This is a genomic window from Bradyrhizobium sp. C9, from assembly GCF_002532045.1.
Classification (GTDB): domain Bacteria; phylum Pseudomonadota; class Alphaproteobacteria; order Rhizobiales; family Xanthobacteraceae; genus Bradyrhizobium.
Window position 1 is genome coordinate 1 of the sequence record NZ_NWTG01000019.1, and the last position, 24,262, is coordinate 24,262.

Genomic DNA, 24,262 nt, shown 5'->3' on the forward strand with positions numbered 1-24,262 from the left:
ACCCAGGACGTCCGCGACTACGCCGCGACGCTCAACGATCCGACCGGCGTCGGGGCGTCGATGTCAGGCACCATCGAAGACGGCATGGCGACGATGAGCGCCAAGTTCAAGGAGATGGGCGAGAACCTGTATCTCGATGCGGACAAGGTGAAGGAGAGCAATCGGGTGTTGTGAGGGCTCGCCCTCACCGCAAGTCATGTCCGGGCTTGACCCGGGCATCCATCGAAAGCGCAAAGGCCGGGCGAAAGCCCGGCCTCATTTTTAACGTTCGCCCAATGTGCGCTGGCGCCTGCTGCAGGTCCCAGACGCCCCGTTGGTTTTGGGCGTGCAAGGCCTGTAACGAATCACGGACGGCGCCTCGTTGGACGCGAGCAGCCTGCATACAAACTGTAATCCCGATAGCGCCAGATCCCGCTTGCATTTCTTCACCCAATCATACAACATATGGTTGTATTTCATCTTTTTGGATAGAATCAATGTTTGGGAACATAATCAACAATGCTCAGATCAGAAAATTGAGAGACGACAACGAACTAACGATTTCCCCATTTCGCGAGGAGAGGTTGAAGCTAGCGCACTACGCACTGAGCGCAGCGGGAATCTTGTGGGCAGGCGCGGTGAATGCGAAAGGGAAGCGAGAGCTACAGCCGAAGCACGACTTCGAATCGAACGACAAGTACATTTTTCAACCGAGCGAGTATGCAATCGTTGAAGTTGAGGAATTCATAAAGTTGCCGGATGGAATTGTCGGCCATTTCCTGCCAAGCTCAGCTCTGATCGAGAGTGGCTTTGGTCTGACGGCAGGTAAGCTGGACCCGAAGTATGGTGAGATTGGCGGCCGCCGGCAGAAATTGATTTTCGGCCTGAAGAATCTACGGAATGAGCCGAACACGTTTTCTGCTACCGAAGGTCTTGCTCATATCTATTTTATCGACCTACGCGGTCTCAATAGCGTTTCGCTCGACTTCTCGAATCCCGAAGTGCAAGACTATCTCCGCCGATTTCCTCGCTTCAAGCGGGCTCAGGATGATGGCCCCAACTATGAATAGCGAATTGTAACAAACAACATATCCAAGCAGAGATCCAAGAATGAGCGCCCCGAAGGCATTCATCTCATATTCGCATGACTCAGACGCTCACAAGGCATGGGTTTTGCAGCTCGCAAGCGACTTACGCGCCAATGGCATTGATGTTGTTCTCGACCAGTGGGATTTGGCTCCCGGCCAAGACGTCAGTCTGTTTATGCAAAGAGGGATCACGAACGCTGACCGTGTCCTACTGATCTGTTCGGAGAAATACGTTGAAAAGGCGGACGGGGGCTCTGGCGGCGTAGGTTACGAGCGATTGATTGTAACTTCAGAGGTCGTTCAATCGATCGATACAATCAAATTCGTTCCGATCATCCGCAACAGCACGAAGACGAGAAATGTAACGCCCACTTTTCTCGGTCCGCGGCTCTACTTGGATTTCCGCATCGACGTCGAATACAAGGCACGGCTGGAGGAGTTGGTAAGAGAAATACACAGGGCTCCAGCCCTAACTAAACCTCCTCTCGGGGTAAGCCCATTTTCAGGAACGCCTGTGAGTGTTCCCGCCACTCATGCTGGCGCGACTCGCGACAGCAGCTTCTTGGACAATGAATGGTTTGCTCAGGAAAGTTCGAAAGCTCTGCATGGCATTGCAAAGATTCAACTCACCGGGCACATGGAGCTTCGATTTGGCCTCCTGAATCCTGTCTCGAAATCTCAAATCGAACTTCTTAATGGCGTGAAGCAATCCGAAATTAGGACCTTCGGTTGGCCGATCGGAATTACGCTCGAGAATCGAGATGAATATAGACCTCGTCCGTACGGAGACGGAATACGGGCCGAAATATCCGTTGAGGACGGATCGAGCGGTAGACAATCATATGACTACTGGGCCCTCCGCTCGAATGGAGACTTTTACCTTCTACAGAGTCTCTTTGAAGATAGTCGGCGAGCGGGGGAGATCTTTTTTGACACTAGGATCGTGAGAATAACCGAGAGCCTCATGTTTGCTGAACGCCTTTACACTAAACTAGGAGCACCCCCCGAAACACGGATCGCATTCAGAGTAACTCATGGGGGCCTTGGCGGCCGAACACTCACGAGTGCGTCGCCCAACCGGAGTGTGTTTCCACGCCCCTCGACCGAAAATCTTTCGTCGTCAGAATTCGTCGGCGTGCTGGCTAATCTTCATAAATCGAGGGTCGATGACGTGCGAAAGATTCTAGAACCAATGTTCATGCTCTTTGATTTTATGCAGTTTACTGATGAAGTGTATGAAGACATCGTGCGTAGCTTCGAGGACGGTCGAATTCGCTAGCTCGCACGGCCGTAAGTTCGAGCAGTGGACCAGCGAAGCGACATTGGAGCAGGGCCGTCTCCGGTAAGCGTCTACACCGAGGCACCTACAGCCACTTGCGCTTCACCGCCCGCCGCCGCCCCAAACTCGATCTCCCGATACCCTTCCGCCGCAACCCCGTTGATGATGCCCAGGAACTTCGGCGTGCCGCCGTTGTAGACGAAGTAGCGCACAGTGCCCTCCTCGTGGCCGGGGACGTTGGAGTTGTAGCCGGTGAACCAGCCCTTGGCTTTGCGCATCAGCATGATCTCGTACATTTTCGCGACGTGCGCGGTCCAGCGCTCCTGTGCTTCCAAGGTGGCGTCGGCGCGGGTCAGTCCGCGGTCCCACATGTATTGCAGCAGATTGGTGCACCAGTTGACGCCGTTCTCGATGCCGCGCGGAAAGTTGGTCGAGGCTGACGCGCTTTGCGGACCCGTAGGCATCAAGAGGTTCGGGAAGCCGTGGACCATCATGCCGAGGAAGGTGGACGGCGCCAGCTTCCATTTGTCGGCGAGCTTTTCGCCGCCGAGACCGGTGATGTCGATCAAATCGTAGGCGCCGGTGATGGCGTCGAAGCCGGTGGCGTAGACGATGATGTCGAACTCGTAGTCGCGCGCCGTGGTGCGCAGGCCGGTCTCGGTGACACGCACCAGCGGCGTCTCGCTGAGGTCGACGAGATGCACATTGTCGCGATTGTAGGCTTCGAAATACCTCGTCTCCAGCGGCAGGCGCTGCACGCCGAAGCCGTGGTCTTTCGGGATCAGCTTCTCGGCGACCTTGGGATCATTGACGCGGCGGCGGATGCGATCGGCGATGTATTCCGACAGCTCCGCATTGGCGGCTTCATCCATGAAGATCTCGCGGAAGTTCGCGAGCCAGATGCCGAAGCCGGGCTCGTCGTAGAGCTTGTCCCACAGCGCAAGCCGCTCCTCGCGGCTCACCTCGTAGAAGCCGCGCTTGTCGGGGCCATGGACAAAGCTGCCCGGCGTCAGCGCGCAGGCGGCGAAGATCTCGTCATAGCGCGCGCGGATGTCGGCCATCTCTGCTTCCGAGATCGCGCTGTTGTTGAGCGGCGCGCTCCAGTTCGGCCGGCGCTGGAACACGGTGAGCTCGCCGACCTTGTCGGCGATCTCGCCGATCACCTGGATGCCTGTCGCGCCGGTGCCGATCACGGCGACCTTCTTGCCCTTGAGGTCGACCGGCTCGTGCGGCCAATAGTAAGTGTGGAAAGAAAGTCCCTTGAAGTCCTCAATGCCGGGCACGCGCGGCATGGTCGGTGCCGAGAGCAGGCCAATCCCAAGCACCACGAAGCGACAGGTCAGCTCGCGGCCGTCACCGAGCTTCAATTGCCAGAGGTCGCGCGCTTCGTCGAAGCGCATGGCCTCGACCTTGCAATTGAATTGCATGTACTTGCGCAGGTCGAACTTGTCGGCGACGTAGTTGAGGTAGCGCAAATTTTCCGGCTGGCCGGAGAAGCGCTCCTTCCAGTGCCACTCGTCGAGCAGCTCGCGCGAGAACGAGAAGCCGTAGGTGTAACTCTCCGAGTCGAAACGGCAGCCGGGATAGCGGTTCCAGTACCAGGTGCCGCCGAGATCGGGCGCGGCTTCCAGCACGGTGGCCTCAACGCCGAGATCGGCGAGCCGCTTGATCTGGTAGATGCCGGCGACGCCGGCGCCGACCACGATCACCTCGAAATGGGTTTTCGGCTCTCCCGTCATTCCTAGCTCCCGAAATTCTTCTTGATCTGTTGGGCCGGATTACAGACCGTTTTGCCGGTTCAGGCAACCGCGCCGCGGCGCGCGCGACTTGCGTTGAGGCGCTGTCTACACCACATCGATCCCAGCATTTCAACGCGCAGAAATCCGGGCCAGCGACATGGACGACAATCTCACCGGCGTCTGGGACGGCAGCTACCTGCAGCCGAGCGGCATGGTCACGTTCCTGGCGACATTGATCGACGCCGGCGGCGCGCTCGGCGGCAGCGTGACCGAACCCTGCGTCGCGCCCGGCTGCCCGATCGGCACCCACAATGCTTCGCTCTCCGGACACCGATCAGGCAGCGCGGTGACGTTCGTCAAGCGCTACGAGCCATCGGGCTACGGCTATGACACCGTCCACTACGAAGGCGCGGTCAATTCCGACGCGACCGAGATCGACGGCCGCTGGAGCATCCGCGGCACGGCCTTCTCGGGACGGTTCCTGATGGTGCGGGCGACGGGGCCGGCGCAGGCGGCGACGACCGAAGACGAGATCAAGCAGCCGGTGCGCTAGCGCCTGATGAGATCAGGGGGGACTCGAGCCGCGACCTCGCCCGCTTGCGGCAGGGCAATCGCACTTCGGAATAATAGAATTATGCCGCTGATTTGCCCGACATGTCAAGTGGCCGTGTCGGATGCCGGCGCGCCGCCGGCTACTGTGCATGGGGTTGTTTTCGATATTTTGGCAATGCGCCCCTGCGGGGAGCCATATGCGGCGCTCAGCCCAGCGCCGCGATCTCGCGCGCGAGATTGTCGCGGGCGCGGCGGTCATAGCTCGCGGCGAAGGCAGCATCGGGGAAGATCACCTCGCGCGCGGCGAAGTGGCGAAGCACCTTGGCGCGGCCGGCGCGATAGTCGGCATCGGCGACATGGATGAACTCCTGCCGGATCGCCGCGGCATAGGCATCGTAGCGCGCGGGCTCGGCGCCGAGGATGCTGAGGTCGATCGAGATCAGGATCGCGCCGAGGCGATCACTGGCCTCAACGTCGTGCGTCTTCGTCAGGCGGATCAGGCGGCCGACCTCGTGGCGGACATCGGCACGCACATTTTGCTCGGCGAGCTGCGCGCTGCGCTCCTCATTGTCCGGCCGGGTCGGATCGTAGACGACATCGTGCCACCAGATCGCTTCCGACAGGATCTCGCGCTCGGCCACCGTGAGACCGTCGACGCGCGCGAGCGCCGCGAGGCAGTCCTCGATATGCGCGAGGTTGTGATAGAGGCGGCCGGGCGCCGTGTAGGCGGCAACCAATTCTTCGCGGGTCATCGCCGAGGTATATGACGGGCGCGGCGGAAATGGTAGCGGTCGGGTCCGTCACACCGGCGGCCTTCCACGATCTCGCAAATGCCCGACAGCGACACTCACCGCCTCCCCGACCAGCTCCGCGCCGATCTGCGCCTGGTGTTCGTCGGCACCGCGGCCAGCACGCGCTCGGCCGCGGTCGGGCATTACTACGCGCATCCCGGCAACCGGTTCTGGCGCGCGCTGCATGAGGCCGGCATCACGCCGCGACGCTATCGGCCCGACGAGTTCGCGGCATTGCTCGAACTCGGCATCGGCTTCACCGATCTCTCCAAGACCGGCGCCGGGATGGATCATGAGATCGCGCGGGGCTCGTTCGATGTCGCGGGCTTCAGGACGAAGATCGAGACATATCGACCAAAGACCATCGCCTTCACCAGCAGGAAGGCGGCGAGCCTGTTTTACGGCAAGCCGACCAGCGTGCTTGCGCTCGGCCGGCAGCCACACATGAGCGGCTTTCCCGATGTATTCGTATTGCCGTCGCCGTCGGGTGCGGCGTCCGGGCACTGGACGTTGCAGCCGTGGCGTGAGCTGGCGCAGTGGATCGCACAATCGTAGGCCGGGTAGCGCAGCGTAACCCGCCATCTTCAATCGCGGAGACGAGTCCGGTGGGTTACGCCTTCGGCTAACCCACCCTACGCACCGCGCCCGTTACTCCTTCAACGTGATCGCAAGCCCGCTGAGATCGACATTGGCCATCAGCCCGATCTGCTTGCCGCTCAGTTCGAGCACCGCGCCATTCTGATTGGTCAAGAGGATGCCGCGCACGCCGGCGCCGAGCGCAACGCCCATGCCCGCTGCGGCGTAGACGCCGGCGATATCCTGGGCGCGGCGGATGTTGCGCACCCGCCCCTGCAACGTGGTCTGGGAGCCGCCGAACACGAGGCCGTAATCCAGTCCGCCCGCCGTGAGCCCATAGGTCTGGCCGTGGAAGGTCAGCACGCCCTTGCCGGCGGAGCCGCCGAAGATCCAGCCGCCCTTGAAGATGACGAGCGTCACCGCGCCCTCGTCGGCCAGCGCGGCGGACGATCCGGTGAGCAGCGCCAGCGCGAACAGCACGGCGCGGGCGGCGGATGACAATCTCATGGGGGTTCTCCGGACGAAGTGAAGCGAATCGCGGCAATCCAACCGAGCGACGGCACGTTCAAAATGCCGGCAAAACACGCGGGATTGCGCTTGTTCCTGTTATTGCGGAGTCTATCATCGCCCATGCAGCCACGCGACCATTGGCGCATGCGCGGCCACCGCTTTGCGCGATCGCTGAGGAGTTTGCGCAACAGGGATCCGCACCGATGCACGATTTCACCCCAGTTTCCGGCCTTCTCGGCGGCGCGCTGATCGGCCTCGCCGCGGCGCTGCTGATGCTGCTGACGGGGCGGATAGCCGGCGTCACCGGCATCGTCGGCGGCCTGCTCCAGCCCGATACCACCGACCGCAGCGCCGATCGTTCCTGGAGCATCGCGTTCATCGCGGGACTGATCGCGGCGCCCCTGATTGCGGCGCTATTCGGCGCGCCGCTGCCGCGGCCGGCGATGAATGCGAGCCTCGTGGTGATCGCGATCGCGGGCCTTCTGGTCGGATTCGGCACAAGGATGGGCAACGGCTGTACCTCGGGCCACGGCGTCTGCGGCTTCGCACGGCTGTCCGGCCGCTCGATCGTGGCGACGTTCATCTTCATGACGGCGGCGATTGCGACGGTTGCCATCGTCAGGCACGGGATCGGAGGCTAGCCATGCCGGTTCTTGCAAGCTTCGTGTGCGGCCTGATCTTCGGCGCGGGCCTTCTGATCTCGGGCATGACCGATCCGCAGAAGGTGCTCGGCTTCCTCGATCTGTTCGGCGCCTGGGATGCGACGCTCGCCTTCGTGATGGCGGGAGCGGTCGCGGTCGCCGCAACCGGCTTTGCGATCGCGCGGCGGCGCACCGCGCCCACCTTCTCGGCGCGCTTCCTCTGGCCTGACCGCAACGACATCGATGCGCCGCTGGTCGGGGGCGCAATCCTGTTCGGCATCGGCTGGGGCCTTGCCGGCATCTGCCCCGGCCCCGCATTGGTCAATCTCGCCGGGCTCTCGCTGCCGATCGTGGTGTTCGTCATCGCGATGCTGGCCGGCATGATCGGCCAGGATCTGCTCGGCAAGACGCTCTGGCGCCGGCGCACGGCGGCCGCGCATACCATCGAAACTTCTCCACTACCATCTCGCGCAGACGGGTGATCTCATGACAACGATCAAGCACTTTCCTCCTCCGCCCGGCATCCAGGCGCCGCCACTCTCGTTCGGCGCCCGCGTCGGCGATCTCCTGTTCATCTCGGGCATTCCCGGCTTCGACGCCAACCGCGAGCTGCCCGATGGCTTCGAGGCGCAGTTCGCCAACGTCGTCACCAATTTCAAGCGCGTGCTGAATGAAGCCGGTGCGACGATGCGCGATCTCGTCAAGGTCAACGTGCTGCTGACCCGCGCCAGCGACGTCGCCACGATGAACGCGCTCTATGCCGGCGCATTCGGCCCTGCGCCCTACCCCGCGCGCACCACCTGCGTCGTGGTGGCGCTGCCCAATCCGAAGATGCTGATCGAGATCGAGGGCGTGGCGTCCGTGAAGGGGTGATGATTCCCTCCTGACGGCTCGCTTTCACAGGCCAGTGTCGTCCCTGCGTTGGCAGGGCGACGATCGTCGATGCATGCCGCGCAACACATTCGGTGTCGTCGTCCTGGCGAAAGCCAGGACCCATTCCCCCAAATCCCGATTGTTGCGCGACGCTGGGGCCGCGCTCCCGTTCACAAGCGAATTCGGTGGTTATGGGTCCTGGCTTTCGCCAGGACGACGATGTGGAGAGACGCGGGCCAATATCCTGATCGCAACGCTTCTTCGGTCAGCCCTAAAACAACGACCCCTGCCCGTCATCCTCGCGCACCGGCGCCTTGCGCGCTGCTGTCTTCTTCGGCGCCGGCGCGTCCTCCGCGGCGATCTCTTCCGCGGTCATCGGCAGCAGCAATTGCGCATCATCGTTGGCGACGGCATTGACGCGCATCGTCACCTGGTGCCAGGCGAACTCGCCGACGTCGGGGCCCTTCAGCATCGGCATCACGTCGTCGACATCATTGGGCAGGCAGTCGAGCCAGCGCGCGAATTGCTCAGGCCGGATCGTGACGGGCACGCGGTGATGCAGTTGCGCGAGGTCCGCGCTCGCGGGCGCGGTGACGATCGCGACCGTGTCCTGCTCCTCGCCGTTCGGTCCCATCCAGGTCTCGGCGAGCGCTGCGAAAGCCACAGGGTGTCCGTCGCGGCGATGGATGAAGAACGGCCGCTTGCGGCCGCCGGCATCGTGCCATTCGTAATAGCCGTCGGCCGGGATCAGCGCGCGGCGCCGCTTGATCGCGTTCTTGAACGCCGGCTTCTCCCGCACCGTCTCGGAGCGGGCGTTGATCAGCAGCGAGAACGTGCGGGGATCCTTGACCCAGGACGGGATCAGCCCCCAGCGCATCAGTTGAAAATGCCGGCCGCCATTCTGCAGCAGCACGACCGGGATCGGCTGGGTTGGCGCAACATTATACCGCGGCGGAAAATTCGGCTGCTCGATGTAGCCGAACATCTCTCGCAAGGCCGCCGGCGGCGAGGTAATGACAAAGCGTCCGCACATATCCTGTCCCGGGTGGTATCCGTTTATTCCGCCTTAACTTGGACCGTTAAAGACTGCGACCAATGACCTCAACGGCCGCCATAGCGGGCTCTTCCCCGCGACCGACGTACCCCGACGAGGCGCGGGCCGCGCAGTTGCGCGCCGCCAACATCAATCCCCGCACCGGGCTTGCGACCGACTACCTCAATCACTTCAACGAAGCCATCATGTTGCTGGAGATGGTGCCGGACCTGCCGGAATGCGCCGACGATTTCCTGGAATGGCAGCCGCTGTCCTATGCCGAGCATTTCACGGCGTCCAATTTCAAGGCACGCGACCTCGCGATCGAGGCCTATGAGATGGCGAACGCCGGTATTCGGGCCGAATTCGATCAGCTCACCGACAGCATGACCAGGATCCTGACCGAGGTCGGGGCCGCGATGCGGCAATTGCACCAGGACAAGAGCCGGGTCGCGCTCGCGGAGCAGGCGATCGTCTGGGTCAAGCCCCTGGTGATGCAAACTGCCGGCGTCATCAACGGCGCCGCAGAGGCCGATGTCGACCGCATCATGGCGGGCGCCTGATTTATCGGGCATGATGGCCCGCGAACGATGACCGTGATCCCTCCCGAACCTCCGATCCGCCCGCAGCTCGCCGTCTCCGGCGTGATTTTCCGCGACGGCAAGGTGCTGCTGGTGCGCCGCGCCCGCTCGCCGGGCAAGGGCTTCTATTCGTTGCCCGGCGGCCGGGTCGAGTTCGGCGAAACGCTGCACACCGCCCTGCACCGGGAGATCGACGAGGAGACGGGCCTCAGGGTCGAGATCCTGGGGTTGGCCGGCTGGCGCGAGGTGCTGCCGACCGGCCCCGGCACCGGGCATTATATGATCATGACGTTTGCGGCGCGCTGGGCCTCCCGCGAGCCTCACCTGAACGACGAGCACGACGATTTCAAATGGCTGGCGCCGGAGGAGATCGGCGACCTCAAGGTCACCGGCGGGCTGCACGAGGTCATTGCGGCCGCCCGGCGGCTCGTCTGAGGCCTGTTGGGGGCGGTATTCGAGCCTTGCCGCCTTGCCTCGGGCGCATTGAGGGGGCATACCACGGCGATTCCGGAACCCCTGATGATCAGAGCCTTTCTCGCCGTTGTGATCCTGATGTCTGCATGCCTCGCGACGCCCGCCCGGGCGCAGGACGCGGCTGCGCCGTTCGACGGCGACCTGCAGCGGCTGGCCGAGATCCTCGGTGCCCTGCACTACCTGCGCGGCATCTGCGGCTCCAACGAAGGCGCCAAATGGCGCAACGAGATGCAGGCGCTGATCGACGCCGAGACTCCCTCCGGCGACCGCCGCGCCCGCATGGTCGCGGGCTTCAACCGCGGCTACAACGGCTTCCAGCAGACCTACCGGACCTGCACGCCGGCAGCTTCCGTCGCGATCCGCCGCTACATCGAGGAAGGCTCGAAGATCTCCCGCGACCTGACGGCCCGCTATGCCAACTGACCGCGCGATCTTCTTTGACCTCGACGGCACCCTGACCGACCCGAAGCCCGGCATCACCGGCTCGATCCAGTATGCGCTGGCAAAGCTCGGCCGCCCGGTTCCCTCGCAGGACGAGCTGACCTGGTGCATCGGGCCGCCGCTGCGCGCGAGCTTTGCCATGCTGCTCGGCGGCGAGGAGCTCGCCGATCGCGCGGTCGAGCTCTACCGCGAGCGATTCGGCGATGTCGGGCTGTTCGAGAACAGCGTCTATCCCGATATCGCTGATGTGCTGGCGGAACTGCGGCAGGCGCCGGGGCGCATCTTCGTGGCGACCTCGAAGCCGCACGTGTTCGCGACGCGGATCGTCGCGCATTTCGGCCTCAGCGGCTATTTCGACCACGTGTTCGGCTCCGAGCTCGACGGAAGGCGGGTCAACAAGGTCGACCTGCTGGCCCATGCGCTGACGCAGACCGGGGCCGATCCGTCCCATGCCGTGATGATCGGCGACCGCAGTCACGACGTTGTCGGAGCTGTCAGCAACGGCGTCCGCGCGATCGGCGTCACCTATGGCTACGGCACCCCGGAGGAGCTGATCGGGGCCGGCGCCAGCCATTTGTGCGCCTCGCCGCGCGCGGTGCTGGACCATATCCACAGCTCATTTGGCTGATCGCGGCGGCGACGTCCAGAATTCCCCTTTAAATGCCGTCCCGGGCGTTAACCTTTTCGAAAGATGTGGGCTAGGCGGTACCCGCATGCGTGATACATCTCGCGCGTCGCAGTGGTTCGCTCCTCGGACCGCGCGCATTCATTTTGCAGAGTTTCATGCGCCATCCAGCGTCTTCCCCCCATCACCAAGACCCTCGTCCCGATCACGAACAGAAGCAGGCCGCGCTGGGCTACCTGAACGAGGCCTGGGCGGAAGCGCGTCACGACGGCGTCGACGGCGACTGCCTGGCGCAGGCGAGCCTGTTTGCGGCGCTCGCCGAGCTCGTCGGCACCTATGGCGAGGACGCGGTGGCGAAGTTCGCCGAGGGCCTCGCCGCGCGCGTCCGCAACGGCGAGTTCTCGCTGGCATTGGCCCGGCAGTAATCCAAGCCGCTAAGGCTTGAGCGTCTCGAGGAACCGGACCGGTTCGCCGGTTGATGGCGTCGTGACTTCGCCCTGCCACATCACCCGCTTGCCGCGCACGAAGGTGCCGACCGGCCAGCCCTGCACCCGCACGCCGTCATAAGGCGTCCAGGCCGCCCGCGAGGCGATCCATTTGTTGGTGATGGTCTCGCTGCGCTTCAGGTCGACCACGGTGAAGTCGGCATCATAGCCCGCCGCGATGCGGCCCTTGCAGGCGATGTTGAACAGCCGCGCCGGTCCCGCGCTGGTGAGATCGACGAAGCGCGCCAGCGACAGTCGCCCGGCGTTGACGTGATCGAGCATCAAGGGCACCAGCGTCTGCACGCCGGTCATGCCCGACGGCGAGGCCGGATAGGTCTTGGCCTTCTCCTCCAGCGTATGCGGCGCGTGGTCGGATCCGAGCACGTCGATGATGCCCTGCTCGATGCCGTACCAGATGCAGGCGCGGTGATCGGCCGAGCGCACCGGTGGGTTCATCTGCGCCAGCGTGCCGAGCCGCTCATAGCACTCCGGCGCGGCCATGGTGAGGTGGTGCGGCGTCGCCTCACAGGACGCGACATCCTTGTGGTCGCGCAGATACAGGAGCTCTTCCTTGGTCGAGATGTGCAGCACATGGATGCGCTTGCCGGTCTCGCGCGCGAGGTTGACCAGACGCTCGGTCGCCATCAGCGCCGCGGTCTCGTCGCGCCACACCGGATGCGAGCGCGGATCACCCTCGATCCGCAGCGGCTTGCGCTCGTTGAGGCGGTATTCGTCCTCGGCATGGAACGCGGCGCGACGCCGGATCACCTGGAATATTCGCCGCAGACTCTCGTCGTCCTCGACCAGCAGCGCGCCGGTGGAGGAGCCGATGAACACCTTGACGCCGGCGCAGCCCGGCGCGCGCTCCAGCTCCGGCAGGTCCTGCACGTTCTCGCGGGTGCCGCCGATGAAGAACGCGAAGTCGCAATGCATGCGATGGTGGCCGCGCTTGATCTTGTCGGTGAACGCCTCTTCGGTGACCGTCAGCGGGTTGGTGTTCGGCATCTCGAACACGGCGGTGACGCCACCCATCACGGCGCTCCGTGAGCCGGTCTCGAGATCTTCCTTCTGCGTCAACCCGGGCTCGCGGAAATGCACCTGGGTGTCCATCACGCCGGGCAGGATATGCAGGCCCTTGCAGTCGATCACCTCGCCGGCCGAGGCCTGGCTGAGTGAGCCGATTGCGGCGATGCGGCCGTTGATGACGCCGATATCGCGCACGCCCTCGCCGTCCTGATTGACCACGGTGCCGGATTTTAGAATGGTGTCAAAATGCTGATTCATCGGTCCTCGGCGCCCGCTTTCGGGTGTCGCGCGGGCCTTGTTCGGGGCACTGTAGCGCCTTAGCTTGGCTGGGGATATCCGCGCGGACAGCGTTTCCCAAGGAACTTGGAAAAAGAGCCAATTTTGCGAATGAAAGCAGCGTTTCTTCCAGATCGCGGCGTGATCAAGGTCTCCGGCGAGGACGCCCGCAACTTCCTCAACGGCCTCATCACGACCGATGTCGAGCAGCTGGCCCCGGGACAGGCCCGGTTCGGCGCGCTGCTGACGCCGCAGGGCAAGATCATCGTCGATTTCCTGATCACCGAGATACCCACAGGTCATGGCGGCGGCTTCCTGATCGATGCGCCGCGCGCGCTCGCCAAGGGGCTTGCCGACAAGCTCGGCTTCTACAAGCTGCGCGCCAAGGTCGTGGTCGAGAACCTCTCCGACAGCCTCGGCGTGCTGGCCGCCTGGGATGGCGAGCCGGCGGCGACACCCGATCTTGCTTTCGCCGATCCGCGCAACGCGGCGCTCGGCTGGCGTATCCTGATCCCGGAAGATCTGAAGCAGAAACTCTCCGAGCTGATCGGGGCCGATCTCGTCGATAGCAGCGCCTATGAGGCGCATCGCATCGCGACCGGCGTGCCGCGCGGCGGGCTCGACTTCATCTACGGCGACGCCTTCCCGCACGAGACCAATATGGACCGCCTCAACGGCGTCGATTTCGACAAGGGCTGCTATGTCGGCCAGGAGGTAGTGTCGCGCATGCAGCATCGCGGCACGGCGCGCACGCGGACGGTGAAGATCATTCTCGACGGCCCCGCCCCCGAGACCGGCGCGACAATCCAGGCCGGCGACAAGCAGGTCGGCACCATGGGCTCGACCGCCGGCGAGAAAGGCCTCGCGCTGGTGCGCATCGACCGCGTCGCCGATGCGCTCGACGCCGGCCTGGCGCTGACCGCGGGCGGGCTCGCGCTTCATCTCGCCGATCCTGATGCTCTCCGCATCACACCCAAACAGACCGTTGCATGAGCCGTACTGCACAACTGCATCCCGACGGCAAGACGCGCTGCCCGTGGCCGGGCGAGGATGCGTTCTACGTCGCCTATCACGACAATGAATGGGGCGTGCCGGAGTATGACGACCGCGCGCTCTATGAAAAGCTGATCCTCGACGGCTTCCAGGCCGGATTGTCCTGGATCACGATCCTGCGCAAGCGCGACAACTTCCGCAAAGCCTTCGACGATTTCCAGCCTGAGAAGATCGTGCGCTACACCGACAAGAAGGTGCACGCACTGATGAACGATGCCGGCATCGTCCGCAACCGCGCCAAGATCGAGGGCACGATCGCGAGCGCGAAGGGCTATCTGGAGATCATGGAGAAGGGCCCCGGCTTCTCGAAATTCCTGTGGGACTTCGTCGACGGCAAGCCGAAGGTCAATCAGTTCAAGACCACCGCGAGCGTGCCGGCCTCGACACCGGTCTCGATCAAGGTCTCCAAGGAGCTCGGCGCCCGCGGCTTCAAGTTCGTCGGGCCCACCATCGTCTACGCCTTCATGCAGGCGACCGGCATGGTCAACGATCATCTCGTCACCTGCTTCTGCCACGAGGCCTGCAGCGGCAAGCTCCGCACACCGCGGCTCAAGAAGAAATGACTGCGCGTCGATCGACCGAGACCACCCGCGCCTGGCAGCGGATGTTGTCGGGACGCCGGCTGGATCTGCTCGACCCGTCGCCGCTCGATATCGAGATCGTCGACATCGCGCATGGACTGGCGCGGGTCGCGCGCTGGAACGGCCAGACCTCCGGCGCGCACATCTTCTCGGTGGCCCAGCACACGCTGCTGGTCGAGGCCGTGATGCGCCAGCAGACGCCTCGCGTCGATATCAGCCATCGTCTCGCTGCATTGCTGCATGACGCGCCGGAGTATGTCATCGGCGACATGATCTCGCCGTTCAAGGCGGTGCTCGCTGGCGAATACAAGGCGGTGGAGAAGCGGCTGCTGTCGGCGATCCATATCCGCTTCGGCCTGCCGGCTGTGCTGGCGGACGAGATCACCCAGCAGATCAAGGCTGCCGATCGCGGCGCCGCCTATCTCGAGGCGACGCATCTGGCGGGGTTTTCGCAAGCCGAAGCCAGGCGGCTGTTCGGCCGCGATCCGGAATTGCCGGAAGCAACCGAGCGCGACTATCTGACGCCATGGACCGCCGCGAGGGCTGAAAAGCAGTTCCTCGAACGCTTCAAGGCGTTACACGCGTCGTAAGCGCGGTACCGCGAAAACGGCTGCCGGTTGCGCCGCAAAACGCAGCGCGGGCATCGCGCCACCCGGCTTTGCCCGCCCGGGAGCAGCCGTTATAGTCGGGCTCACCGATAGCCAAGGACCATCATGCTTCACGTCTGCTCGCTTGCCGCGCTCTCCGACACGGTTCGTGCCACCGGCGCCAGCCACGTGCTGACCGTGATGGCCAATGTCGACCAGGTGCAGCGGCCGCCCTCCGTGCTTCCGGCCAACCATCTGAAGGTGTCGATGGACGACATCGTCGAACAGATGGACGGGTTCGTTGCACCCAACGAGACGCATATCGAGCGGGTGCTGACCTTCGTGCGCGGCTGGGATCGCCGCGCGCCCATGGTGGTGCATTGCTACGCCGGCATCAGCCGCTCGACCGCGAGCGCATTTGCCACGGTCTGCGCGCTCAATCCGCACCGCGACGAAATGTCCATCGCCCGGCTGATCCGCGCGGCCTCGCCGATCGCAGCGCCCAACCGGCTGATCGTCAGCCTCGCCGACAAGGCGCTGGGGCGCGAGGGCCGGATGCTGCGCGCGCTCGATGCGATGGGCCCCGGCAGCATGAGCGTCGAAGGCCGGCCCTTCCACATCGACCTGGACTAGCGCGGCCCGCCACGCCCGATCGCTTGAACTTCCAGTCCGCTCAACCGCACTACTAGAGCGGGATGACTTTCTTCGAATCGTCATCCCGCTCTAGTTCTTTGATTTGAGCATGATCTTTTCGGAAAACCGCACACACTTTTCCGGATCATGCTTTAGGTTGCGACGGGCGGCCGGCTGGCCGATGGTCCGGCGCGTCCAGCCGGAGGCCCAATGTTCGATTCGCCGTTCGATTTCCTCACGCTCGTCATCGCCATTGTCGCGATCATCTTTGCACGCAAGGCGCTGGGCCAGATTGCGGTGCTGCGGCGCCGGTTGGATGCGATCGAGGCCGCAGGCGTATCCGCCGCGCGGACGGCCGTGCCGCCACCGCTGGCGCCGCTCGAGGCGTTCGAGCAGACGCTTCCGGTGGCGCCTCCCATCGCGCCGCCGCCGCTCCCCGAGGCGGTCGTGAGCGAGCCGACTGCGCAGGCAGAGGCAGCCACGGACGCAGCAAGCGCCGCCCCGCCGCCGCTGCCAGAACCGCCCGCCCCGCCGCCCCCGGCGCCCGGCTTCGAGGAAACGCTCGGCACGCGCTGGGTGGTGTGGATCGGCGGCCTGACGCTCGCGCTCGGCGGCTTCTTCATGGTGCGCTATTCGATCGAGGCCGGGCTGCTCGGCCCCGGCGTGCGCACGCTGCTCGGTGGATTGTTTGCGCTCGCCTTGCTCGGCGCCGGCGAGTGGACGCGGCGCAAGGAAAGCATCTCCAACATCGCCGCACTGCCGATCGCCAACATCCCGGCAATCCTCACCGCGGCCGGCACTGCGGTGGCGTTTGCCACGGTCTACGCCGCCTATGCGCTGTACGACTTCCTCGCGCCGGCGACCGCCTTCATCCTGCTCGGCATGGTCGCGCTCGGCACGCTAGCGGCCGCGCTGCTGCACGGGCCGGCGCTGGCCGGCCTCGGCATCGTCGGCGCCTTCGTCACGCCGATCCTGGTCTCCTCCGACAAGCCGGACTTCTGGTCGCTCTACATCTATCTTGCCATCGTCACCGCGGCGGCGTTCGGGCTCGCGCGCATCCGGCTGTGGCGCTGGCTCGCCGTCACGACGATCGCGTTCGCGTTGCTGTGGACCTTCCCCTGCCTGCAATGCGGACCGGAGATGATCGCGCCGCACGTCTTCCACGTCATCGCGGGCTTCGTGCTGGCGGCGCTACTGGTGGTCTGCGGTTTCATGTTCGGCCCCGACGGCGATGGCGAGGAGATCGAACCGATCTCATCCGGCTCGCTCGCGGCCTATCTGTTCGGCGCGATGCTGATCGTGCTCAACAGCGCGCATGCCGACAGCGCGATGATCGGCTTTGCGCTGCTGACAGCGGGAAGCCTTTTCGTCGCCTGGCGCGCGCCGGCCGCTGCCGGCGCGATCGCCGCCGCGTCGGCCTTCGTCTTCATCGTGTTCGGTGAGTGGGCCGTGCGCCGCAATGTCGACATGCTGGTGCTGCCTGGTGGTGCGATCCCGGGCATCGGCCCGTCCGCGACCGACGGCTCGGTCTCGCTGCATCTCGTCACCGCCGCGCTGTTCGCGGCCGCCTTCGGCATCGCCGGCTTCCTCGCGCAACTGCGCTTTGCCACCACCAAGATCACGGTGACCTGGGCCGCCGCCGCCGTGTTCACGCCAGTCGCGCTGCTGGTCGCACTCTATGCGCGCATCGCGCATCTCGATCGCTCGATCCCGTTCGCGGTCCTTGCCGTGCTGCTCGCAGCCGCCTACGCGGCCGCGACCGAAGCGCTGACCCGGCGCGGCGAGCGGCCGGAACAATCGCCCTCGATCGCGCTGTCGGCAACCGGCGCCCTCGCCTCGCTGGCGCTGGCGCTAACCTTCGCGCTCGACAAGGGCTGGCTCACCATCGCGCTGGCGCTGGTGTCGATGGGCACGGCTTGGCTGTCGGTGCAGCGGCCGATCCCGTTCCTGCGCTGGCTCGCCGCGATCCTCGCCGGCATCGTCGTCCTGCGCATCGGCTACGAGCCGCGCATCGCGGGCGATGCTGTCGGCACAACGCCGATCTTCAACTGGCTGCTGTGGGGCTATGGCGTTCCGGCGCTGTCGTTCTGGGCGGGAAGCCAATTCCTGCGCCGCAACGGCGACGACGTCCCGCTGCGCATGGTCGAATCCGCCGCGATCCTGTTCACGGTGCTGCTGGCCTTCATGGAGATCCGCCACGCGGTCAATGCCGGCGATGTCTATTACGCCAGCGCTGGGCTGGCCGAGGTGGCGTTGCAGGTCGGCGTGACGCTGGCGATGGCGATCGGGCTGGAGCGGCTGCGGCTACGCAGCGGCAGCATCGTCCACAATGTCGGCGCGGTGCTGCTGACCGCGTTCGCCGGGCTTGCCAGCCTGTTCGGATTGCTGGGGCTGGAGAACCCGATGCTGTGGTGGCAGGACGTCGGCGGCAGCTTCATCAATCTCTTGCTGCTCGGCTATGCATTGCCGGCCGCGCTGGCGCTGCTGTTGTCCTACGCGGTGGCGGGGCATCGTCCCGCAAGCTACGCCAACACGATCGCCGCCGGCGCGCTGGTGCTTGCGCTCGCTTACGTCACGTTCGAAATCCGCAGGCTCTATCATGGACCGGTGCTGACGCGCGGCGAGACCACGGGCGCCGAGCAATACACCTATTCGATCGCCTGGCTGATGTTCGGCGTCGCGCTGCTCGGCATCGGCATCGTCGTCAACTCGCAGCGAGCGCGGCTCGCCTCCGCTGCGGTGATCGGGCTGACGATCCTGAAGGCATTCCTGGTCGACATGTCGACACTGTCTGGTGTCTACCGAGCGCTGTCGTTCATGTGTCTGGGCATCGTGCTGGTCGCGATCGGCTGGCTGTATCAGCGGATCCTGTTCCGCAGGCGGGCCGCTCCGCCTGCGCCGCAGGCTGAGGCTTGAAGCTTGTGGTCCTGAACGGCGAAAAGCCTCAGTCGACGGATTCGGCAACCAGCCGAATCCTGAACACGGGCTTGCGGCTCTCGTCGAGCAGCTCCATGTGCCATTCGCTGTCTTGCTTCATGTTGCGCGAAATGCTGCCAAGGAAATTACCGCAGACCTTGGTCATCTCGGCCCATGCCACGTCACGGCTCTCAAACTCCGTCGCGTGGTCGGACGCACCAGCGTAATTGCCATCACTGATACGGAAAAAATATTGCGCCATATGACTACTCAAATCGGTGTCCCCGTCATCCCGCCTGCCGGCGAACGCTAAGGATATTGAGTAGCTATCAACGCGTGGCGACCGCCATCCGTATGACTACGGCTCGGCAGCTATTCCCGCTGGCGCGCAGATGGGACGTTGGAGCGTTTTCGGGCGAAGCCTGTCCCGCGCTTGATGCGGGATGGATACCCGTTCGCGTGAAGAAAACGCGTCAAAACAAGAATCTAGAGCCCCGTTTCCATTCAATGGAACGGATAGGCTCTAGTCGGTGGAGCGGCGCAATTCCGGCGCGCTCTCGACCTTGGCGGGCTCGGCCTTGACCGGCTCGAGCTTCGTCCTTTCGACCTGCGGTGTCTCGACGCGCGACACCTCGGTCGGCGAGGCATCGGCGGATCGGGTGCGCGGGTGCAGCGAGCGCGGACGCGCCACCGCGCGTGCCATCAGCATCTGCTGGCCGCCCTGGTGATGGAAATCGCAGTAGGCGAAGCCCATGCCGGAGACGGAGCCGCGGAACGTGCGGTCGTCCTGCTTGTCGAGATTGAAGCACGGTTCGAAAGGAATGCCCTTCAGCGAGGCGCACACGCTCTGACCGCGGATTTGCAGCGTATTGCCGGGTAGCCGCACGTGACGGATGGGTCCGGAGCCGGAGAACTGGATCGAGCCTGTGGCGCCCAGATCGTCGAGGATACGGCCGGCACCCCGGGTGCCGTCGAAACAGGTGAAGGCGAATACCTTGCCCGCGACGAATTTGCGGGCCTCGTCGGCATTCATGCTGCCTGCGAATGCCGGCACGACCATTGCTCCGGCCGTGACGGCCCCCAACACCAAACGCGCAAGCATGAGCTACTCCACTTACGAGCGCGGGCACCCGCTCCTTGTTGAGCATGATCCCCGCGACCGACGCTACTCGAACGTCTGCGCGAAGACACCCGGCCCCCCGGGATCATGCCGCAAGTCTCTTTACCCGCTGCTTACCATACCAACCGTGGCAACATTGGAGCAGCTTGGTTGGTAAAGTCTGAACGTCCTCAGACTATTTTTACCACGATGCGGCCGCGGACCTGGCCCTCGAGGATTTTCGCGCCATATCCCATGACATCGTCCAAGGCGATTTCATGAGTGATATCAGCCAGTTTTACCTTATCCAGATCGCTGGCGAGGCGCCGCCAGGCAGTCCTGCGGAGCTCGATCGGGCACATCACGGAATCGATGCCGAGAAGGCACACACCCCGCAAAATGAAGGGCGCGACCGACGACGGCAGGTCCATTCCGGCCGCCAGGCCGCAGGCCGCGATGGCACCGCCGTATTTGGTCATCGACAGCAGGTTGGCGAGCGTGGTCGATCCGACGCTGTCGACGCCGCCTGCCCAGCGCTCCTTGGCAAGCGGCTTCGGGGCACCTGACAGTTCGGCGCGGTCGATCACCTCGGTGGCGCCGAGCCCCTTGAGATAGTCGGCCTCCGACATCCGCCCCGTCGAGGCGATGACGTGGTAGCCGAGCTTGGACAGCACGGCGATCGCGACCGAGCCGACGCCGCCGGCCGCACCCGTCACCACGACCGGACCGCTCTTCGGCGTGAGACCGTGCTTCTCCAGCGCCAGCACCGAGAGCATCGCGGTATAGCCGGCGGTACCGACCGCCATCGCGTCACGGGCGGAAATGCCGTCGGGCAGCCGCACCAGCCAGTCACCCTTGACGCGGGCCTTCTCCGCATAGGCGCCGAGATGGGTCTCGCCCATGCCCCAGCCGTTGCAGACGACCTTGTCGCCCGCCTTCCAGTCGGGATGGCTGGAGTGCTCGACGGTGCCCGCGAAATCGATGCCGGCGATCATCGGGAATCGGCGCACCACCGGCGCCTTGCCGGTCAGCGCCAAGCCGTCCTTGTAGTTCAGCGTCGACCATTCGACGCGGACGGTGACGTCGCCGTCCATCAATTCCGCGTCGTCGAATTGGGTCAGTGCGGCGGTGGTACCCTTGTCCGCCTTGTCGATCCTGATTGCCTTGAACGTTGCCACGATGAGCACTCCCCGTAATTCTGGTTTCGGGGGAGTGTTTAACCCATCAGGCAGGCTGCGCAACCGGGCGCACCACAGGCTTTTCAACGATCGGCAGGTTGATCAGCGCCGACAGCACGCCGAACAGCACCGACAGCCACCAGATCGGCGCGTAGGAGCCATACTGTTCGAACACGATGCCGCCGAGCCAGACCCCGAGGAAGCCACCCACCTGATGGCTGACGAAGGCGAAGCCATAGAGCGTGGAGAACCAGCGGGTGCCGAACATCAGCGCGACCAGCGCCGAGGTCGGCGGCACGCTCGACAGCCACAGCAGCCCCGAGACCGCGCCGAACGCAATCGCCGAGAACGGCGTCACCGGGAACGAGATGAAGGCGACGGTCGCCAGCGCGCGCGAGAAGTAGATCACCGAGAGGAGGTAGCGCTTCGGGAAGAAATTCTGCAGCCAGCCGACGCTGAGCGAGCCGACGATGTTGAACAGGCCGATCGCCGCAACCACCCAGCCGCCGGTGGTCGCCGCAATGCCGCGGTCGGCCAGATAGGCCGGCAGATGGATGGTAATGAAGGCAAGCTGGAAGCCGCAGGTGAAGAAGCCGAGCACCAGCAGCACATAGGAGCGATGGCCGAAGGCCTCGGCGAGCGCGGTCTTGAACGACTGCTGGTCGGCGGCCGGCACGTTACCGGTCGCGGCGGGCGGCGTCGCAAGCGCGAGCGAGAGCGGCACGATCAGCAGCATCAGCGCGCTGAACACGACGAGCGCGGTCTGCCAGCCGAAATTGTCGATCATCGCAACGCCGAACGGCGCGAACAGGAACTGGCCGAACGAACCGGCGGCGGTGCCGGCGCCGAGCGCGATACCGCGCTTCTCCGGCGGCAACAGCTTGCTGAACGCCGCCAGCACCAGATTGAACGAGGAGCCCGACAGGCCGAAGCCGATCAGCACGCCGGCGCTGATGTCGAGCGACAATGAGGTGGTCGAGTAGCGCATCAGCAGCAGGCCGGCGGCATACAGCAAGGCGCCGACGATCATGACACGCAGCAGGCCGAAGCGGTCGGCAATGGCGCCTGCGATCGGCTGGCCGAGCCCCCACAACAGGTTCTGCAGCGCGATGGCAAGGCCGAACACGTCGCGGCCCCAGGCGAACTCACGGCCCATCGGCTGCACGAAGAAGCCGAGGCTGGAGCGCGGGCCGAAACTCAATAGCGCGATCGCACAGCCGCAAACGATGATGACGAGCGGCGTGCGCCAGCTGCCGGACGTCGGTCGAAGATCCCCGGTGGTAACGGCCATGTTGTCTTCCCCCGCAAACGCTGCGGGGGAACCGCCCCGCGAACGTTACCGGGAGTTAATGCACCTGCATGAAAAGCCCAAGAGCGACCGTAGAAAAATATTCGCCCGCAAGGCAGCTCTGCAGAATCCGAGAGGATGACGAGCGTCATTCCGGGGCATGCCGAACCTGGAACCGAAGGCCGGAGGCGCTATCGCTTGGCGCTGGCCTGCTCGGCCGAGCTCTGGGCGGCTTCGGCGAGTTGCGCCGAGATCTTGGCGGTCTCGGCCGGGTTGCCCCAGCTCGGCGCATCGCTGCCGTCGCCCCAGGCGCGCGGGCGATAGAAGGTGTGGACGCCGAACTTGTACATCTTCTTCATTTCGCTGACCCAGGACGGCCGCACCCAATAGGCGTGGTAGTGGGTCGAGCGATCGACTTCCGGCAGCCACAATTTGCCGTCGAGGATCGCCTTCGAGATCTTCTTGGCGCGGTCCCACATGTCGGGCTCGCGGACCACGTCGGGAATGTTGTCGCAGGCGAAGGTGAACTGGCAGGCATAGTGGCGGTTCTTGTTCTGGTAGACCACGCCGCACACCGTCTCCGGATATTTGCCGGAGAAGGCTCGGTTCAGCACCACCTGGGCGACCGCGATCTGGCCGCGCACCGCTTCGCCACGCGCTTCGAAATAAACCGCCTCGGCAAGGCACTTCTCCGACTTGGCGCGCGACTTCGCGTCGAACAGGCCGAGCCGTTCCGCCGGCGTCTTGGTGTGCTGGTCGTCGGCGTTGACCTCGCCCTTCGGCGCGATGCTCTCGCCCATCTCGCCGGCCTTGACCGGGCCGTCGGCATCGACCGGCAGTGACGCCATAACCTTCAGGTCGGGATCAGGCTGCGCTGCGGGCGCCACGACGACCGGCGCCTCGCCGGGCTGCCAGCGCTCGAGATTCTCGGGCGTGCCGAGCGATGAGCCGAAGAACAGGCTGGCGGTCTTGAATGCGAACGGGTCGCGCGTGTGCGCTGCATCGGCAGGCGGCGCGGCGGCTGGCTTGGCGGGCGCCGGCTTCAGATCATCGAGCGGACTGGCCTCGAGCGACATCGACACGTCGTATTGCTGCGGCGACGGCGTGGCATATTGCGGCAGTGGCGGCGCACGCAGCGCCTCCTGCAATTCGGGATCGAGCGGCGCGTTGTCGGCCGGCGCGGTCGCGGTCTTCATGCCCTTGACCGACGCATTCGATGTCGCGGGATCCTCGTTCGCCGGAGCCGGGTTCGCGGGCTGTGCCGGATCGGCCTGGTCCGGCCGCCCGACGACGAGACGATCGCCCTTCAGGGTGCGATCGACCTTGGGGAAATCGGATGCCTGGTAGCGCGGCGGCGGCGCTGTGATCGGATTGTGCGTCACCGTGCCGGTGACGTCGACGCTCGAACTGTCGAGCCGCGCGAGCAGGATTTGCGGATCCTGCGGCGCCGAAGTTCCGATCGGACGGCCGAAGCTGTAGGTCGCGACCTGGATGGAGCCGACCGCGGAGGCGAAGACGCGCTTCTGCCAACGCTCGGCGACGCCGGGCTGCCGGGCCAAAAGCGAGGCAATATCCTGATATCCGAGCTCGGTCGGCATCAAGGCGAAGATGCTGAGACCGAGACCGAAGAGCGCAAGACGTGCGCCCTTCGGCTGGTTACGCGACACAAACATCGTACGCTCACGCAACGCTTACTGAGTGCAATCGAACGCGGTACATCCGCGCAATTCGACCTTTCCCGTTGCTAACTTGTTTAGGTTGCCGCGGAGTTAATCGGCGTTGCCCGCGCGCTACACTCAAGCGATCGCAGTGGTGTCGCGCCTTGCATCACACGGCTTGGTGAATGCGCGGCGCATGAAAGTCGTAAACACCGGATCAACGAGGATGGTGAATAAAGTATTGCAAGCCTCCACCGTCATTGCGAGGAGCGCCAGCGACCAAGCAATCCATCGACCCGC

27 protein-coding genes are annotated in these 24,262 nt (G+C 64.5%); 17 read left to right on the forward strand and 10 right to left on the reverse strand.

Annotated elements, in window-relative coordinates:
* The first annotated feature begins 476 nt into the window (after positions 1 to 476).
* A complete protein-coding gene (locus tag CO675_RS28900) occupies positions 477 to 1,049 on the forward strand; it encodes a dCTP deaminase domain-containing protein (protein WP_097675188.1) in 573 nt (190 codons plus the stop codon).
* A 40-nt stretch (positions 1,050 to 1,089) separates the two neighbouring features.
* Positions 1,090 to 2,346, forward strand: coding sequence for a toll/interleukin-1 receptor domain-containing protein (locus tag CO675_RS28905; protein ID WP_097675189.1), 1,257 nt, complete (start codon positions 1,090 to 1,092; stop codon positions 2,344 to 2,346).
* Between the two features lie 71 nt (positions 2,347 to 2,417).
* Here the strand turns inward: CO675_RS28905 and CO675_RS28910 are convergent, their stop codons facing one another.
* On the reverse strand, positions 2,418 to 4,085 hold the full coding sequence (locus CO675_RS28910) for a flavin-containing monooxygenase (protein ID WP_097675190.1): 1,668 nt from the start codon (positions 4,083 to 4,085) through the stop codon (positions 2,418 to 2,420).
* A 157-nt stretch (positions 4,086 to 4,242) separates the two neighbouring features.
* Here CO675_RS28910 and CO675_RS28915 point away from each other — a divergent pair, with 157 nt between their 5' ends.
* Entirely contained in the window at positions 4,243 to 4,638 is a 396-nt protein-coding gene (locus CO675_RS28915; RefSeq protein ID WP_097675191.1) for a hypothetical protein, read from the forward strand.
* Between the two features lie 205 nt (positions 4,639 to 4,843).
* On the opposite strand, the gene CO675_RS28920 is transcribed toward CO675_RS28915, so the two are convergent.
* Positions 4,844 to 5,389 carry an HD domain-containing protein gene (locus tag CO675_RS28920; protein WP_097675192.1) on the reverse strand — a complete coding sequence of 182 codons (546 nt, stop codon included), beginning with the start codon at positions 5,387 to 5,389 and terminating at the stop codon, positions 4,844 to 4,846.
* A gap of 78 nt (positions 5,390 to 5,467) precedes the next feature.
* Between CO675_RS28920 and CO675_RS28925 the strand changes: the two genes are divergently transcribed.
* The gene (locus tag CO675_RS28925) at positions 5,468 to 5,983 is read left to right on the forward strand and encodes a mismatch-specific DNA-glycosylase (RefSeq protein WP_097675193.1); all 516 of its coding nucleotides are present in this window, start codon (positions 5,468 to 5,470) and stop codon (positions 5,981 to 5,983) included.
* A 93-nt stretch (positions 5,984 to 6,076) separates the two neighbouring features.
* Here CO675_RS28925 and CO675_RS28930 read toward each other — a convergent pair whose 3' ends face one another.
* Complete coding sequence (locus CO675_RS28930; protein ID WP_050403182.1) at positions 6,077 to 6,511, reverse strand: hypothetical protein; 435 nt, start codon at positions 6,509 to 6,511, stop codon at positions 6,077 to 6,079.
* Positions 6,512 to 6,717: 206 nt separating this feature from the next.
* Here CO675_RS28930 and CO675_RS28935 point away from each other — a divergent pair, with 206 nt between their 5' ends.
* From CO675_RS28935 to CO675_RS28945, 3 genes are read left to right on the forward strand one after another with little or no spacing between them, the layout of a single operon-like run.
* Positions 6,718 to 7,155, forward strand: a complete 438-nt coding sequence (locus CO675_RS28935; protein ID WP_097675194.1) for a YeeE/YedE family protein — start codon at positions 6,718 to 6,720, stop codon at positions 7,153 to 7,155.
* Between the two features lie 2 nt (positions 7,156 to 7,157).
* The gene (locus tag CO675_RS28940; protein ID WP_097675195.1) at positions 7,158 to 7,637 is read left to right on the forward strand and encodes a DUF6691 family protein; all 480 of its coding nucleotides are present in this window, start codon (positions 7,158 to 7,160) and stop codon (positions 7,635 to 7,637) included.
* A gap of 4 nt (positions 7,638 to 7,641) precedes the next feature.
* A complete protein-coding gene (locus CO675_RS28945; RefSeq protein ID WP_097675196.1) occupies positions 7,642 to 8,028 on the forward strand; it encodes a RidA family protein in 387 nt (128 codons plus the stop codon).
* Positions 8,029 to 8,299: 271 nt separating this feature from the next.
* Here CO675_RS28945 and CO675_RS28950 read toward each other — a convergent pair whose 3' ends face one another.
* Positions 8,300 to 9,061 (reverse strand): SOS response-associated peptidase, encoded by a 762-nt coding sequence (locus CO675_RS28950; protein ID WP_097675197.1) that lies wholly within the window; start codon positions 9,059 to 9,061, stop codon positions 8,300 to 8,302.
* Positions 9,062 to 9,123: 62 nt separating this feature from the next.
* Between CO675_RS28950 and CO675_RS28955 the strand changes: the two genes are divergently transcribed.
* The 5 genes from CO675_RS28955 (at position 9,124) to CO675_RS28975 (ending at position 11,607) form a co-directional block, all read left to right on the forward strand.
* Positions 9,124 to 9,624 (forward strand): hypothetical protein, encoded by a 501-nt coding sequence (locus tag CO675_RS28955; RefSeq protein ID WP_097675198.1) that lies wholly within the window; start codon positions 9,124 to 9,126, stop codon positions 9,622 to 9,624.
* Positions 9,625 to 9,651: 27 nt separating this feature from the next.
* Positions 9,652 to 10,077, forward strand: coding sequence for an NUDIX hydrolase (locus tag CO675_RS28960; protein ID WP_198964780.1), 426 nt, complete (start codon positions 9,652 to 9,654; stop codon positions 10,075 to 10,077).
* A gap of 84 nt (positions 10,078 to 10,161) precedes the next feature.
* A complete protein-coding gene (locus CO675_RS28965) occupies positions 10,162 to 10,539 on the forward strand; it encodes a TIGR02301 family protein (RefSeq protein WP_050424352.1) in 378 nt (125 codons plus the stop codon).
* Positions 10,529 to 11,185, forward strand: coding sequence for an HAD family hydrolase (locus tag CO675_RS28970; protein WP_097675199.1), 657 nt, complete (start codon positions 10,529 to 10,531; stop codon positions 11,183 to 11,185). Before CO675_RS28965 ends, CO675_RS28970 begins: the two co-directional genes overlap by 11 nt.
* A 155-nt stretch (positions 11,186 to 11,340) precedes the next feature.
* On the forward strand, positions 11,341 to 11,607 hold the full coding sequence (locus CO675_RS28975; RefSeq protein ID WP_097675200.1) for a hypothetical protein: 267 nt from the start codon (positions 11,341 to 11,343) through the stop codon (positions 11,605 to 11,607).
* 9 nt (positions 11,608 to 11,616) lie between these two features.
* Here CO675_RS28975 and CO675_RS28980 read toward each other — a convergent pair whose 3' ends face one another.
* A complete protein-coding gene (locus CO675_RS28980; protein ID WP_097675201.1) occupies positions 11,617 to 12,951 on the reverse strand; it encodes a dihydroorotase in 1,335 nt (444 codons plus the stop codon).
* Positions 12,952 to 13,080: 129 nt separating this feature from the next.
* Between CO675_RS28980 and ygfZ the strand changes: the two genes are divergently transcribed.
* From ygfZ to CO675_RS29005, 5 genes are all read left to right on the forward strand, one after another.
* Positions 13,081 to 13,962, forward strand: coding sequence for a CAF17-like 4Fe-4S cluster assembly/insertion protein YgfZ (ygfZ, locus tag CO675_RS28985; protein ID WP_097675202.1), 882 nt, complete (start codon positions 13,081 to 13,083; stop codon positions 13,960 to 13,962).
* Positions 13,959 to 14,585 (forward strand): DNA-3-methyladenine glycosylase I, encoded by a 627-nt coding sequence (locus tag CO675_RS28990; protein WP_097675203.1) that lies wholly within the window; start codon positions 13,959 to 13,961, stop codon positions 14,583 to 14,585. The genes ygfZ and CO675_RS28990 overlap by 4 nt, the downstream gene beginning before the upstream one ends.
* Positions 14,582 to 15,193: a YfbR-like 5'-deoxynucleotidase gene (locus CO675_RS28995; RefSeq protein WP_097675204.1), complete on the forward strand. Its 612-nt coding sequence runs from the start codon at positions 14,582 to 14,584 to the stop codon at positions 15,191 to 15,193. The genes CO675_RS28990 and CO675_RS28995 overlap by 4 nt, the downstream gene beginning before the upstream one ends.
* Before the next feature lie 123 nt (positions 15,194 to 15,316).
* The gene (locus CO675_RS29000; RefSeq protein WP_097675205.1) at positions 15,317 to 15,823 is read left to right on the forward strand and encodes a tyrosine phosphatase family protein; all 507 of its coding nucleotides are present in this window, start codon (positions 15,317 to 15,319) and stop codon (positions 15,821 to 15,823) included.
* A gap of 210 nt (positions 15,824 to 16,033) precedes the next feature.
* The gene (locus CO675_RS29005; protein WP_097675206.1) at positions 16,034 to 18,739 is read left to right on the forward strand and encodes a DUF2339 domain-containing protein; all 2,706 of its coding nucleotides are present in this window, start codon (positions 16,034 to 16,036) and stop codon (positions 18,737 to 18,739) included.
* Positions 18,740 to 18,767: 28 nt separating this feature from the next.
* Here CO675_RS29005 and CO675_RS29010 read toward each other — a convergent pair whose 3' ends face one another.
* From CO675_RS29010 to CO675_RS29030, 5 genes are all read right to left on the reverse strand, one after another.
* Entirely contained in the window at positions 18,768 to 19,001 is a 234-nt protein-coding gene (locus tag CO675_RS29010) for a DUF6894 family protein (RefSeq protein WP_097675207.1), read from the reverse strand.
* A gap of 261 nt (positions 19,002 to 19,262) precedes the next feature.
* The gene (locus tag CO675_RS29015) at positions 19,263 to 19,841 is read right to left on the reverse strand and encodes a hypothetical protein (protein WP_097675208.1); all 579 of its coding nucleotides are present in this window, start codon (positions 19,839 to 19,841) and stop codon (positions 19,263 to 19,265) included.
* Positions 19,842 to 20,029: 188 nt separating this feature from the next.
* Positions 20,030 to 21,016, reverse strand: a complete 987-nt coding sequence (acuI, locus tag CO675_RS29020; protein WP_097675301.1) for an acrylyl-CoA reductase (NADPH) — start codon at positions 21,014 to 21,016, stop codon at positions 20,030 to 20,032.
* A gap of 46 nt (positions 21,017 to 21,062) precedes the next feature.
* The gene (locus CO675_RS29025; protein WP_097675209.1) at positions 21,063 to 22,307 is read right to left on the reverse strand and encodes an MFS transporter; all 1,245 of its coding nucleotides are present in this window, start codon (positions 22,305 to 22,307) and stop codon (positions 21,063 to 21,065) included.
* Between the two features lie 188 nt (positions 22,308 to 22,495).
* Positions 22,496 to 23,977, reverse strand: coding sequence for a cell wall hydrolase (locus CO675_RS29030; RefSeq protein WP_097675210.1), 1,482 nt, complete (start codon positions 23,975 to 23,977; stop codon positions 22,496 to 22,498).
* Positions 23,978 to 24,262 lie beyond the last annotated feature (285 nt).

What these genes read in the sequence shown, in the direction of transcription:
- CO675_RS28900 (WP_097675188.1), top strand. Translation starts at nt 477, where the DNA reads ATGTTTGGGAACATAATCAACAATGCTCAGATCAGAAAATTGAGAGAC.
- CO675_RS28905 (WP_097675189.1), top strand. Translation starts at nt 1,090, where the DNA reads ATGAGCGCCCCGAAGGCATTCATCTCATATTCGCATGACTCAGACGCT.
- CO675_RS28910 (WP_097675190.1), bottom strand. Translation starts at nt 4,085, where the DNA reads ATGACGGGAGAGCCGAAAACCCATTTCGAGGTGATCGTGGTCGGCGCC.
- CO675_RS28915 (WP_097675191.1), top strand. Translation starts at nt 4,243, where the DNA reads ATGGACGACAATCTCACCGGCGTCTGGGACGGCAGCTACCTGCAGCCG.
- CO675_RS28920 (WP_097675192.1), bottom strand. Translation starts at nt 5,389, where the DNA reads ATGACCCGCGAAGAATTGGTTGCCGCCTACACGGCGCCCGGCCGCCTC.
- CO675_RS28925 (WP_097675193.1), top strand. Translation starts at nt 5,468, where the DNA reads ATGCCCGACAGCGACACTCACCGCCTCCCCGACCAGCTCCGCGCCGAT.
- CO675_RS28930 (WP_050403182.1), bottom strand. Translation starts at nt 6,511, where the DNA reads ATGAGATTGTCATCCGCCGCCCGCGCCGTGCTGTTCGCGCTGGCGCTG.
- CO675_RS28935 (WP_097675194.1), top strand. Translation starts at nt 6,718, where the DNA reads ATGCACGATTTCACCCCAGTTTCCGGCCTTCTCGGCGGCGCGCTGATC.
- CO675_RS28940 (WP_097675195.1), top strand. Translation starts at nt 7,158, where the DNA reads ATGCCGGTTCTTGCAAGCTTCGTGTGCGGCCTGATCTTCGGCGCGGGC.
- CO675_RS28945 (WP_097675196.1), top strand. Translation starts at nt 7,642, where the DNA reads ATGACAACGATCAAGCACTTTCCTCCTCCGCCCGGCATCCAGGCGCCG.
- CO675_RS28950 (WP_097675197.1), bottom strand. Translation starts at nt 9,061, where the DNA reads ATGTGCGGACGCTTTGTCATTACCTCGCCGCCGGCGGCCTTGCGAGAG.
- CO675_RS28955 (WP_097675198.1), top strand. Translation starts at nt 9,124, where the DNA reads ATGACCTCAACGGCCGCCATAGCGGGCTCTTCCCCGCGACCGACGTAC.
- CO675_RS28960 (WP_198964780.1), top strand. Translation starts at nt 9,652, where the DNA reads ATGACCGTGATCCCTCCCGAACCTCCGATCCGCCCGCAGCTCGCCGTC.
- CO675_RS28965 (WP_050424352.1), top strand. Translation starts at nt 10,162, where the DNA reads ATGATCAGAGCCTTTCTCGCCGTTGTGATCCTGATGTCTGCATGCCTC.
- CO675_RS28970 (WP_097675199.1), top strand. Translation starts at nt 10,529, where the DNA reads ATGCCAACTGACCGCGCGATCTTCTTTGACCTCGACGGCACCCTGACC.
- CO675_RS28975 (WP_097675200.1), top strand. Translation starts at nt 11,341, where the DNA reads ATGCGCCATCCAGCGTCTTCCCCCCATCACCAAGACCCTCGTCCCGAT.
- CO675_RS28980 (WP_097675201.1), bottom strand. Translation starts at nt 12,951, where the DNA reads ATGAATCAGCATTTTGACACCATTCTAAAATCCGGCACCGTGGTCAAT.
- ygfZ (WP_097675202.1), top strand. Translation starts at nt 13,081, where the DNA reads ATGAAAGCAGCGTTTCTTCCAGATCGCGGCGTGATCAAGGTCTCCGGC.
- CO675_RS28990 (WP_097675203.1), top strand. Translation starts at nt 13,959, where the DNA reads ATGAGCCGTACTGCACAACTGCATCCCGACGGCAAGACGCGCTGCCCG.
- CO675_RS28995 (WP_097675204.1), top strand. Translation starts at nt 14,582, where the DNA reads ATGACTGCGCGTCGATCGACCGAGACCACCCGCGCCTGGCAGCGGATG.
- CO675_RS29000 (WP_097675205.1), top strand. Translation starts at nt 15,317, where the DNA reads ATGCTTCACGTCTGCTCGCTTGCCGCGCTCTCCGACACGGTTCGTGCC.
- CO675_RS29005 (WP_097675206.1), top strand. Translation starts at nt 16,034, where the DNA reads ATGTTCGATTCGCCGTTCGATTTCCTCACGCTCGTCATCGCCATTGTC.
- CO675_RS29010 (WP_097675207.1), bottom strand. Translation starts at nt 19,001, where the DNA reads ATGGCGCAATATTTTTTCCGTATCAGTGATGGCAATTACGCTGGTGCG.
- CO675_RS29015 (WP_097675208.1), bottom strand. Translation starts at nt 19,841, where the DNA reads ATGCTTGCGCGTTTGGTGTTGGGGGCCGTCACGGCCGGAGCAATGGTC.
- CO675_RS29025 (WP_097675209.1), bottom strand. Translation starts at nt 22,307, where the DNA reads ATGGCCGTTACCACCGGGGATCTTCGACCGACGTCCGGCAGCTGGCGC.
- CO675_RS29030 (WP_097675210.1), bottom strand. Translation starts at nt 23,977, where the DNA reads ATGTTTGTGTCGCGTAACCAGCCGAAGGGCGCACGTCTTGCGCTCTTC.